At 48.2% G+C, this 12,255-nt stretch carries 10 protein-coding genes; 9 read left to right on the top strand and 1 reads right to left on the bottom strand.

Going from position 1 to position 12,255, the window contains the following annotated elements; all coding sequences use genetic code 11:
- Positions 1-22: 22 nt before the first annotated feature.
- Complete coding sequence (locus tag V1224_10705) at positions 23-841, bottom strand: histidinol-phosphatase HisJ family protein (GenBank protein ID WWR14959.1); 819 nt, start codon at positions 839-841, stop codon at positions 23-25.
- A gap of 252 nt (positions 842-1,093) precedes the next feature.
- Here V1224_10705 and gap point away from each other — a divergent pair, with 252 nt between their 5' ends.
- From gap to V1224_10660, 9 genes are all read left to right on the top strand, one after another.
- A complete protein-coding gene (gene gap / locus V1224_10700) occupies positions 1,094-2,122 on the top strand; it encodes a type I glyceraldehyde-3-phosphate dehydrogenase (protein WWR14958.1) in 1,029 nt (342 codons plus the stop codon).
- A 106-nt stretch (positions 2,123-2,228) separates the two neighbouring features.
- Positions 2,229-3,452: a phosphoglycerate kinase gene (locus V1224_10695; protein ID WWR14957.1), complete on the top strand. Its 1,224-nt coding sequence runs from the start codon at positions 2,229-2,231 to the stop codon at positions 3,450-3,452.
- 113 nt (positions 3,453-3,565) lie between these two features.
- On the top strand, positions 3,566-4,315 hold the full coding sequence (gene tpiA, locus V1224_10690) for a triose-phosphate isomerase (GenBank protein WWR14956.1): 750 nt from the start codon (positions 3,566-3,568) through the stop codon (positions 4,313-4,315).
- Positions 4,316-4,591: 276 nt separating this feature from the next.
- Positions 4,592-5,506 carry a hypothetical protein gene (locus tag V1224_10685; protein ID WWR14955.1) on the top strand — a complete coding sequence of 305 codons (915 nt, stop codon included), beginning with the start codon at positions 4,592-4,594 and terminating at the stop codon, positions 5,504-5,506.
- 71 nt (positions 5,507-5,577) lie between these two features.
- Entirely contained in the window at positions 5,578-6,102 is a 525-nt protein-coding gene (locus tag V1224_10680; GenBank protein WWR14954.1) for an adenine phosphoribosyltransferase, read from the top strand.
- 36 nt (positions 6,103-6,138) lie between these two features.
- Positions 6,139-8,448, top strand: coding sequence for a bifunctional (p)ppGpp synthetase/guanosine-3',5'-bis(diphosphate) 3'-pyrophosphohydrolase (locus V1224_10675; protein ID WWR14953.1), 2,310 nt, complete (start codon positions 6,139-6,141; stop codon positions 8,446-8,448).
- 1 nt (position 8,449) lies between these two features.
- The gene (locus V1224_10670; protein ID WWR14952.1) at positions 8,450-9,082 is read left to right on the top strand and encodes an MBL fold metallo-hydrolase; all 633 of its coding nucleotides are present in this window, start codon (positions 8,450-8,452) and stop codon (positions 9,080-9,082) included.
- 40 nt (positions 9,083-9,122) lie between these two features.
- Complete coding sequence (hemZ, locus tag V1224_10665) at positions 9,123-10,598, top strand: coproporphyrinogen dehydrogenase HemZ (GenBank protein WWR14951.1); 1,476 nt, start codon at positions 9,123-9,125, stop codon at positions 10,596-10,598.
- 288 nt (positions 10,599-10,886) lie between these two features.
- Positions 10,887-12,155 carry a DUF6070 family protein gene (locus V1224_10660; GenBank protein ID WWR17466.1) on the top strand — a complete coding sequence of 423 codons (1,269 nt, stop codon included), beginning with the start codon at positions 10,887-10,889 and terminating at the stop codon, positions 12,153-12,155.
- Positions 12,156-12,255: the final 100 nt, after the last annotated feature.

The following is a 12,255-nucleotide window of genomic DNA, read 5'->3' as shown; positions in this document are numbered from 1 at the left end:
CCGCAGGCCTTCTGACTGCCATTTACAGTTTGTGATACGTCGGGTTTCTGTTTTCGAATGTCGTATAGTAAGAAAAACCGCAGTCCCGCAGTAGCTGCGCTGCCCGGTCAAAATCCCAGGCGATCTGCTCCGGCTTGTGCGCATCGCTTCCGACTGTGACGATACTGCCGCCGAGCGCCCGGTAGCGTTTGAGGATCGCGGCGCATGGATTGGGCTGCCGCAGGCCGGCCCGCAGGCCGCCGGTGTTGATCTCCAGCCCCTTTCCCTTTTGCACAAGCCGTTCCAGAATCGCATCGAGAAGATCCGCATACGTTTCGTAAGTGTAGCCGTTATCCTGATCCGGTCCATAGCGCACGACATAGTCCAGATGGCCGTACACATCGTAGTCTGTGAACGCCTCGATATTTTCCAGTATTGATACGAAGTATTCCCGGTAAGCCTCTTCCCCGCTTCGCCCGGCAAAGAAACCGGCATAGTAAGGGTCCTGCCTGTGACAGATGTGGGAAGATGCGATCACGAAATCAAAATCATAAGAGCGGACATATTCTGCATTTCGTGCCGACAGATGGGGCTGCAGGCCCAGTTCAATGCCAAATAACACGCGGATCTGGTCACGGTATCTGTCTCTTAATTCCAGATACTTCCGGCGGCAGGCATCCGTGTCGGTCGTCCAGAAACCTGCCGGTGTATCCGGGCAGGGAGGGTAGTCAAAATCCTGGTGCTCTGTAAAACAGATACGGCGCAGCCCTGCCGACACCGCCTGTCGGATCATCTGTTCCATCGGTGCGTCGCTGTCTCCTGAGAAAGAAGAGTGCATATGGTAATCTGCGGTAATCATCATAAAGGTCCTCCTGTGTGACGGAAATCCTGCATAATTTATCGGCTGCTTGTCTGTCAGCCTGTGCCAACAATATCAGTATAGCGAATTTACCGTATTTTTGCAAAAAAAAGGAAAGATATAGGTAAAATTTTTTGAATTACGTCTTGATATTTTTGGACAAATTAGGTAAAATATACATGCTGACAAAGTTTTGACAATCATTGTAAAGATGAGGTCAAAATGATATAAAATTCATTTTAGGAGGAATAAAAAATGGCAGTTAAAGTAGCAATCAATGGTTTTGGCCGTATTGGTCGTCTTGCATTCAGACAGATGTTTGGTGCAGAGGGATACGAAGTTGTTGCGATCAATGACTTAACAACACCTTCCATGTTAGCACATTTGTTGAAATATGATTCTTCTCAGGGCAGATATGTTGCAGTTGGAGAAGAGGATCAGGTAACAGCTGATGATGAAGCTGGTACAATCACAGTAAAAGGCAAAACAATCAAGATTTACAAAGAGCCAGACGCTAATAACTGCCCTTGGGGTGAGATCGGTGTAGACGTTGTTCTTGAGTGCTCCGGTTTCTATACATCCAAAGCAAAAGCACAGGCTCATATCAATGCCGGCGCTAAGAAAGTTGTTATTTCCGCTCCTGCTGGAAATGACCTTCCGACAATCGTTTACAATGTAAACCATACGACATTGACAAAAGATGACAAGATCATCTCCGCAGCTTCCTGCACAACAAACTGCCTGGCTCCTATGGCAAAAGCATTGAATGATCTGGCTCCGATCGAGTCCGGTATTATGTGCACAATCCATGCTTACACAGGTGATCAGATGATTCTTGACGGACCGCAGAGAAAAGGCGATAAGAGAAGAAGCCGTGCAGGCGCTATCAATATCGTTCCTAACTCTACAGGTGCTGCTAAGGCTATCGGCCTTGTTATTCCTGAGCTGAATGGCAAGCTGATCGGCGCTGCACAGCGTGTTCCTACTCCGACAGGTTCCTCCACACTGTTGTTTGCAGTTGTCAACAAAGCGGTTACTGTTGACGAAGTAAATGCAGCAATGAAGGCACAGGCTTCCGAGTCCTTTGGATACAACACAGATGAGATCGTTTCCTCCGATATTATCGGCATGAGATTTGGTTCTCTCTTTGACGCTACACAGACAATGGTCAGCCCTCTTCCCGATGGCAAGACACAGGTAGAAGTTGTTTCATGGTATGACAACGAGAACTCCTACACAAGCCAGATGGTTCGTACAATCAAATTCTTTGCTGAGTTAGGTTAATCGTCTGTCAGCTCATTGACAGTATTGGTCTTTGTCTTTCAGGTCCGGTCCATATGGACCGGGCCTGTTTTGATGCTTATCATTTTAAAATATGGAGGGAAAGAACATGGGATTGAATAAAAAATCCGTAGATGACATCAGTGTAAAGGGAAAACGCGTACTTGTGAGATGTGATTTTAACGTGCCGTTAAAAAATGGCGAGATCACAGACGAGACACGTATTGTGGCAGCGCTTCCCACTATCAATAAACTGCTTGCGGACGGCGGCAAAGTCATTCTCTGCTCCCATCTTGGAAAAGTAAAGAATGGCCCCAATGAAGGGGAGTCTCTGGCGCCTGTTGCAAAGAGATTGTCTGAGAAACTCGGCAAGGAAGTGAATTTTGTAGCTGATTATAACGTGACCGGTGAGGCTGCGACGAAGGCAGTGGAAGAGATGAAAGAAGGGGATGTTGTCCTGCTTCAGAATACTCGTTTCCGCGGCGCAGAGGAGACAAAGAACGGAGAGGCTTTCTCCAAAGAGCTGGCTGATCTGGCAGACGTCTATGTATGTGATGCGTTTGGTTCTTCTCACAGGGCACATGCTTCGGTGGCAGGTGTGACAAAGTGCATTACGGCGAAGGGCGGAGAGAATGCGGTAGGATACCTGATGCAGAAAGAGATCGATTTCCTTGGAAACGCAGTGGAAACACCGGTCAGACCTTTTGTAGCGATTCTTGGCGGCGCAAAGGTTGCCGACAAATTGAACGTAATCAATAATTTACTGGAGAAGTGCGATACGCTGATTATCGGCGGCGGCATGGCGTTCACCTTCCTCAAGGCAAAAGGGCTGGAAGTTGGCAATTCTCTCGTTGACAATGAGAAACTGGATTATTGCAAAGAGATGATGGCTAAGGCAGAGAAGCTCGGCAAACAGTTGCTTCTCCCGGTTGATACAACAATCGCAGCCGCATTCCCGAATCCGATCGATGGCCCGATCGAGGTTAAGGTAGTGCCTGTGGAAGAAATTCCGGCAGATATGGAAGGACTTGACATCGGAACGAAGACGGCGCAGCTGTATGCAGATGCAGTAAAATCTGCGAAGACAGTCGTATGGAACGGACCGATGGGCGTATTCGAGAATCCGACATTGGCTGCAGGTACGATCGCAGTTGCAAAATCTCTCGCAGAGACAGATGCGACTACAATCATCGGTGGCGGTGATTCCGCAGCGGCAGTCAACCAGCTTGGATTTGCAGATAAGATGAGCCATATCTCCACAGGAGGCGGTGCATCTCTGGAGTTTTTGGAAGGCAAAGAACTGCCGGGCGTTGTGGCAGCAGACGATAAGTAAGTACTTAACGAGGTATTTTCGGGTTTCGTGCGAACTAACTGCTGCGTGTGCGCAGTATATGCGTAAATGCGCAGCATTTATGCTAATTATGAAAGCAAAAGGAGAATAAAATCATGGCAAGAAAGAAGATCGTAGCAGGCAACTGGAAGATGAATATGACACCGAGTCAGGCAGTTGCATTGTGTGACGAGTTAAAAGATCTGGTGAAATCTGACGACGTAGATGTCGTATACTGTGTTCCGGCGATCGACATCGTACCGGTCGTAGAGGCAGTGAAAGGTACGAACGTCGAAGTCGGCGCAGAGAATATGTATTTTGAGGAGAAAGGCGCTTATACAGGCGAAATTTCCGCAGCCATGCTCGTAGATGCAGGAGTAAAATATGTGATCATCGGACATTCTGAGAGACGCGATTACTTCAAGGAAGATGACGCTCTCCTGAATAAAAAGGTAAAGAAAGCCTTCGAGGCAGGTCTGACACCGATCCTTTGCTGCGGTGAGACATTGGAGCAGAGAGAGACGGGCGTTACGATGGACTGGATCAGACTGCAGATCAAATCCGATCTCGTTGGCATCACGGCAGATCAGGTGAAATCCATGGTCATCGCTTATGAGCCGATCTGGGCGATCGGCACAGGCAAGACAGCGACGACAGAGCAGGCACAGGAAGTTTGCAAGGGTGTTCGTGACTGCATCGCTGAAATGTATGATGCGGCTACTGCAGATGCTGTTCGTATTCAGTACGGAGGTTCTGTCAATGGGGGCAATGCGGCTGAACTGTTTGCACAGCCTGACATCGACGGCGGTCTTGTAGGCGGCGCTTCTCTGAAAGCAGATTTTGGAAAGATCGTTAATTATCAATAATTATGACAGGTCATATGGAATCCTAGAGTAAAATGGCAAAACTCACTTCAGTTTATCGTAAGAAAATGATTGGAGTGAGTTTTGTTGTGTTCTGCGTATGATACCCTGTGTCGCCTTATCTGCTGAGGGCAGGTATCCTGTTCCTGGCAGTTTGCTGCCGGGAGAGGAAGACGGAGACCGTATGCAGGTTGCACCTTTTTCTCATAAAGTATATAATAATGATAAATGTTTGTAACCGGTAGTTTTGTTTGACTTACGATCAGGGGAGGATAAAGGATGAATAAAAGAAAAGTGATCTGTGTGACGGCAGCGGCGGTTCTCGCTTTGCAGGCTTCCGTTACCGCTTTTGCAGAGGAGCCGCAGAGGAAGCTGCCTGAGGTAGTGAAGGCTTCGGAGGAAAGACAACAGCCGGAAGAGATGGAGCAGCCGGAACAGTCGGGTGTGAAGGAAGAGACGATCGTCCGCAATACCGTCTTTACGACGTCAGAACAGATGCAGCAGTTGCTGGGCACTACGGACCCTTCCATGTGGTCTGCCAGGTATCTGACGGAGGTGGAGCAGTCTTACTGGAATTTCAGTCCACAGGGAGAACAGGACAAGAAGGAACTGTCAATGAATATGGTCAGCAATGCCTATCAGAATTTGGAGATGTTCCTGGATAATGGCTATCTGCTCGACTATTATGAGCTGGCAGCCTACGCGGCAGATTATCTGGAGAGAAGGGGAGAAAAGGACGCTTATTATGAGATCTTGACGGAGTGTCTGAAAAATCCGTATCTGCTGAACCGGCCGAAAGCGCAGGTGACAGATTATACATACAATGGCAGAGACTATTCAGCCGTATTCGATCCGGATTACTATTATGATGCCAATCCCGATCTGCAGACGACGATCGGCTTTCAGCCGCCGGAGCTGCTGCGCCATTTTGTGGAGAAAGGGATTATGGAGGGTCGGAAAGGCAATGAATCCTTTGATATAAATGCGTATATCGCTGATGTGGACGGACAGATCGCACTCGGGCAGGCGGGGATGCAGCAGCCGGGTACGGTTCCGGCTCTGGCAAAATACAGTTATAGTATGGCGAACTATTATGGGAAATTTTTAGGGCATTATGATTATTCTGCGATCTATATGCCGGAATCGGAGGAAATGCCGTTGGACTCCGAAGAAGAAAATGTTGCAGAGTGGTAGAATCTTTTGCTATAATAACTTTAAAATGCGGTGATACGGACGAAAGTAGTCCGGGAAAGGTAGTGCCAGTCATGAAAAAATTGGAAGAATACGTAAGAAGCATACCGGATTTTCCGGAGGAAGGGATTATATTCCGTGACGTGACAAGTGTGCTGCAGGATGCGGAAGGTCTGCATCTTGCCATTGACACAATGCAGGATATGATCAAAGATCTGGAGTACGATGTGGTCGTGGGACCGGAGTCGAGAGGATTTATTTTTGGAATGCCGATTGCGTATAACAATAGAAAGCCTTTTGTGCTTATTCGGAAGAAAGGTAAGCTGCCCTGTGAGACCGTTTCCATGGACTATGATCTCGAGTACGGCAAGGCGACGATCGAAATGCACAAAGATTCGATCCAAAAAGGGCAGAAAGTGCTGATCGTGGACGATCTCATCGCCACAGGCGGGACGACGGAGGCGATGATCCGTCTGATCGAATCTCTTGGCGGCCAAGTAGTGGGTGTCGTCGTATTGATGGAGCTGGCGGGACTCAAAGGCAGAGAGAAGATATGCGACTACAGACTGGAAGCTGCCATCACTTACGAGGGAAAATAAAGATCAAACTAAAATGTATGCAGGCTGGTGATAGGTATGACAGAAGAGAAAAAGGAAACCGTATTCGATGACGGGAGAATCGAATCAATCGCAGAGTTTCAGAGTCCTGAAGTATTGTATCAGGATCTTATTTCTCATGTAAAAAAATATCATCCTTCCGATGATATTTCGATGATCGAGAAGGCGTATACAACTGCCTATGAGGCACACAAAGATCAGGTGCGCAAGTCAGGTGAGCCTTATATTATCCATCCTCTCTGTGTAGCTATCATACTGGCCGGTCTGGAGCTGGACAAAGAGACGATCGTGGCCGGCCTGCTTCATGACGTGGTGGAAGATACGATCATGACGGAAGAGGAAATCACGGAGGAGTTTGGCGCAGACGTGGCGCTGCTTGTGGACGGCGTGACAAAATTGCAGCAGCTGCAGCTCTCCGGCAGTACCGAATCCAAGTCGGGGGACAATGACAGAGTGGAGATGCAGGCGGAAAATCTGCGGAAGATGTTTCTGGCAATGGCCAGAGATATTCGGGTTATTATGATTAAGCTGGCGGACAGACTGCACAATATGCGTACGTTAAAGCATATGCCACCGGAGAAACAGCAGCGTATCGCCAGAGAGACGATGGACATCTATGCGCCGATCGCGCAGCGCCTTGGCATTTCCAGAATCAAGATAGAGCTGGATGATCTGTCCCTGAAATATCTGGAGCCGGAGATATATTATGATCTGGTAGAAAAAATTGCAGTTCGCAAGAGTGTACGTGAAAAATATATTCAGTCTATCGTAGATGAAGTCAACGCTCATATTTCCAATGCGGGTATCAAAGCAAAGATTGATGGCCGTGTCAAACATTTCTTCAGTATTTATAAGAAAATGAAAAATCAGGACAAGACGCTGGATCAGATCTATGATCTGTTCGCAGTCCGCATTATCGTCGATACGATGAAAGATTGCTATGCTGCGCTTGGCGTGATCCATGCCATGTATAAGCCGATTCCGGGGCGGTTTAAGGATTATATTGCCATGCCGAAGGCGAATATGTATCAATCGCTGCACACGACTCTGATCGGTACTTCCGGGCAGCCGTTTGAGATTCAGATCCGCACTTATGAGATGCACAAGGCGGCAGAGTATGGCATTGCCGCTCACTGGAAATATAAGGAAGCCTCCGACGGTAAAAAGGTGGAGAGGCAGGAAGAAGAGAAGCTCGTCTGGCTGCGCCAGATTCTGGAGTGGCAGAAGGATATGTCCGATAACCGGGAGTTTATGAAGCTACTGAAAAGCGATCTGGATCTTTTCTCGGACAGTGTTTATTGTTTTACGCCTACCGGAGATGTGAAAAATCTGCCGGCCGGCTCCACGCCCATCGATTTTGCCTATGCCATTCACAGTGCGGTCGGTAATAAAATGATCGGCGCCCGGGTGAACGGAAAACTGGTGACGATTGACTATGAGATCAAAAATGGTGACCGCGTCGAGGTTCTGACGTCTCAAAATTCCAAAGGGCCAAGTCGGGACTGGCTGAATATTGTCAAGAGCACACAGGCGAAAAACAAGATTAACCAGTGGTTTAAGAATGAACTCAAGGAAGACAATATCATAAAAGGAAGAGAGATGATCCTCAGCTATTGTAAGGCAAAAACGATCGACACGGCCTTAATCCTGCGTCCTCCCTATACGGAATATGTGATGCAGAAATACGGGTTCCGTGACTGGGAGTCGGTACTCGCCGCAGTCGGACATGGCGGTCTCAAGGAGGGTCAGATCGTCAACAAGATGCAGGAGCTCTATGACAAAGAGCACAAGAAGCAGTTGACGGATGAGGAAGTGCTGGCGAAAGTTGCGGGGATCGGGCAGACAAAGCAGATGAAGCCCAAGTCTTCGAGTGGTATCGTTGTCAAAGGGATCGACGATGTGGCAGTTCGCTTTTCCAAGTGCTGTTCACCGGTTCCGGGCGATGAGATCGTGGGTTTTGTGACGAGAGGCAGAGGTGTTTCCATTCACCGCACCGATTGTATTAATGTCATCAATCTCTCCGAAATTGAGCGGGTGAGACTGATTGATGCCGACTGGCAGACGCCGGACCGGATTGCAGAAGGGGAAAAGTACCTTGCCGAGATCAGAATATATGCCAACAACAGAAACGGCCTTCTGGCTGACGTATCCAAGGCGTTGACGGAAAAAAACATTGATATTCTTTCTATGAATACGAGAGCGAGCAAACAGGGAACGGCTACGATGTCCGTCAGCTTTGAGATCGGCAGCAGGGACGAGTTGCAGCGTATCATAGATAAGATCAGAACAATCGAAAGTGTGATCGACATTGAAAGGACGACAGGATGATATGGCGGATGTAAGAATTGGGCGTCTGATGATGGGTGTTTGTCAGACAAATTGCTATTTTGTATATGAGGAAGGGAAGAGTGATGTGATTTTCATCGACCCGGCGGACAAAGGAGGTTATATTTATGAGGCCTTGAAGGAACGCGGGTTTACGGTGGCCGGTATCCTGCTCACACATGGACATTTTGATCATATCTGGGGGCTGGAAGAGCTGCGGGAGAAGAGCGGGGCCAAAGTATATGCCTGCGAAAAGGAACGGGCACTTTGCAATGACGCACGTCTGAATGTGTCCGCAGGTGCGGGCCGGGCGTGCAGCGTGGATGCAGATGTGTATGTGAAGGACGGGGAGGAGATCACGATCTGCGGGATCACGTGTAAGCTGATCGCCACGCCGGGACATACGGAGGGAAGCTGCTGTTACTATTTTGCAGACGGCGGGTTTCTGGTTAGCGGGGATACGCTGTTTGCAGACTCGGTGGGCAGGACCGATCTGCCTACGGGAGATATGGGAGAGCTGGTACGGTCTGTCAAAGAGAAGCTGTTCGCTTTGCCGGAGGAGACAAAGGTCTATCCGGGGCACGGGGAAGCGACAGAGATCGGTTACGAAAAGAAATATAATCCGTTTTGCGCCTAGCAGGTGCGTCGGACGCAGGAAATAAAAGCAGGAAAGAAAAATGATTACAGTATTGTTAAATATCGAAGGATTTGAGTATGACATTCATTCTCTGGTGAAGGCATTTTACCCGGAATCGGAGGTAAAAGTATTTACGGAAGGAAAGAAGGAAGTCAATTCCGATCCGGGTCTGCCTGTGATACAGCTTATAAGGAGCAGTGAGAAAATAGAACTGCTCCTTTCTGTATTTCCGGAAGAAGTACCTCTGATCGCAGAGGAGGCAGGTCTGGAGAATGTGGACGATAAGAGCCAGGTCAGAAACAGCATCAAGCAGTTGATATATCGAGTGTTATCAAAATATACGGGAAAGACACTCCCATGGGGAACGCTGACGGGAATACGGCCGACGAAGATCGCAATGGGATTTCTGGAGAAGGGGCTCTCCGAGACAGAGATCCTTCGTTATATGAAAAACACCTATTATTTAAACGAAGAAAAGGGCAGACTGGGCATTGACATAGCAAAGCGTGAGCGAAGGCTGCTCTCTGCGTTTCACTGTGAAGAAGGATACAGTCTGTATATCGGGATTCCTTTTTGTCCGACGACTTGCCTGTACTGTTCCTTTACATCCTTTCCGATCAGCGTCTGGAAAGAGCGGGTATCGGATTATCTGACGGCGCTGGAACAGGAAATGGAACAGACGGCTGTTATGTTTCAGGATCGGATTTTGGACAGCGTCTATGTTGGCGGCGGTACACCGACAACACTCGGTCCGCAGGAATTAGAGCGTCTGTTATATAAAATCAGGATTATCTTTCCATTCGCTCATGTCAAAGAATTTACGGTGGAAGCAGGACGCGCGGACAGTATTACAGTCGAAAAACTATTGTTATTAAAAAAATATGGTGTCACCCGTATTTCGATCAATCCTCAGACGATGCAGCAGGAGACGCTGCGACTGATCGGCAGACAGCATACAGTCGCACAGGTCGGAGAGGCTTTTGCAATGGCAAGGGAATGCGGCTTTGACAATATCAATATGGATCTGATTCTTGGTCTGCCGGGAGAAGGTGAGCGGGAAGTGCGGGCTACGGCGGAAGCAGTAAAGGCGCTGCGTCCGGACAGTCTGACCGTTCATTCCCTGGCGGTCAAAAGAGCTTCCCGCTTAAATCAGTGGATTCAGGAGAATGGGCTGGAGATGCTCCAAAATACGGATGCAATGATGAAGATCGCGGTAGACGCTGCCAGGGACATGGATATGAAACCATATTATCTGTATCGTCAGAAAAACATGTCCGGCAATTTTGAGAATGTTGGCTATGCGCGGGAAGGCTGTTTCGGATTGTATAACATACTGATTATGGAGGAGAAGCAGACGATCGCCGCGCTGGGGGCCGGTTCGATCAGTAAGCGTGTCTATGCGGACGGGAGGATCGAGCGGTGTGACAATGTGAAAGACGTCGCCCAGTATATCGAGCGGATCAATGAGATGATCGGGAGGAAACGCCAACTGTTTACGCATGAAAAACAGGCTTGATGATAAAAAACTACTGTTTTTTATCATCTTTTTGTTCGGGTAGCGATGGCAATGATCAGGAAATGATCATTTACTTGACCGGATGATTCTGATGGTGTAGTATTTCCTTAAATCTTACAAATGTAAGAATTGAGAAGCTGCTGACAAGAGAGATTCGGCGACGGATGTCCGGGAGACAGGGAACGGGAATTTATGAGACTGCATGTCTGTATCTGCCGTATCCGGACTCAGGAAGCCATGGAGGAATAAGCCGTGAATGATAGAAAAGGTTTCTTAAAAAGTGGGGGAATGCTTGTCCTTATATTGCTTTTGGCTGTGGTGGTGGGAAATTTTGTGTGGACACAGCGCGGTGGAGAGAGAGAAGAGGATCTGGAGACTGTGTGGGAACCGCCAGCGGAACTGTCTGCCGGGCCTGGTTCCCTGCCATTTGACAGTCAGGAGGAAACAGACGGCAGTGATATAGCGGAAACATATGGGGAAGACAGCGAAACAGCAGCAGATTTGTGGGTGCTGTCACAGCCGGAACAGAGCCTGATAACGGAGGAGGAAAAAGAAGCATTGAATCATATGGCTTTGACAGCAGCAGAGCAGGTAAGGGACGTGTACAGAGAGATAGAAACGACAGAGGGACTTTCCTGTGCTCCAAGTGGCAAAGAGCTGACAAAAGAGCGGCGCAGGGAGATCGTCTCGCTGCTTGGAGGCGCAGGATATGTCAGTGTGACGGAAGATACCAATATGGAACATTATGAAGAGATCGAGGATTTCTATGCCGCATATATGGAAAAGCGCAGTGCAGAGGTGACGGTTATGAATGTCAACCGGGACGGCCTGCTTGGCGTGATTACTTTTCTATACCGGGACAATGAATTGCGGGCATACTATGTGGGCATTGGCTGGCAGAAAGGCGCGGTACCGGAGATCAGGGAGACTTCCGTCAGTAACATCGCTGAAATAAAACTGACTGAGAAAGGATATTTTATTTATGCCTATGAAAATACAATACCGCATTCCAGTCTGCGTCAGTTTTGGAGAATTCGGCCCCTTTCCGATCGGTGCAGGGAATTGACAGAAAAATACATATACGGGTTAAGTTATGTAAATTATAATCTTCTGGTGACTGACTGGGACAGCGATAACGTGGAGGATATTTTAATGCCGTGCATGTTCGAGGATATTTACCGGATTCACACAGGGGAAAACTTCAGGGCGAAGGACTGGAGGATACCAGCAGAAACATACGAAACGATTATGACAACATATTTTCCGGTGTCAGCAGAGACATTGCGGGAGAAATGTGGATATGACGAGGACAGCAACAGCTATGAATATGAGATGATATTGGCAAAAGCCTATCCGCCTTTTGGGGAAGTTGTTGACTATGTGGAAAATGACGATGGAACGATTATGCTTATTGTGGATGCCGTATGGCCAGACTATAATTCCGATCTCGCTTTTACCAATACGATTGTAGTACAGCCTTTTGAGGACGGCACTTTCAGGTATCTGTCCAATATTGTGGAACCAAAGGAGCTGGAAGTGCCACGAATCGCAGAATAGGAAAATGCAGATTGTCGTTTCGTCTGTCCAATGTGAGAAACAGCATCCCCCGCCTGCATTGACACAGACGGGGGATGGTTAAGACAAAGTTTTTCTTTTT

This window comes from Lachnospiraceae bacterium JLR.KK008 (genome assembly GCA_037015955.1).
Classification (GTDB): domain Bacteria; phylum Bacillota; class Clostridia; order Lachnospirales; family Lachnospiraceae; genus VSOB01.
Note: the sequence above shows the minus strand (reverse complement) of the source record. Positions and strands in the feature narration are given on the sequence as shown.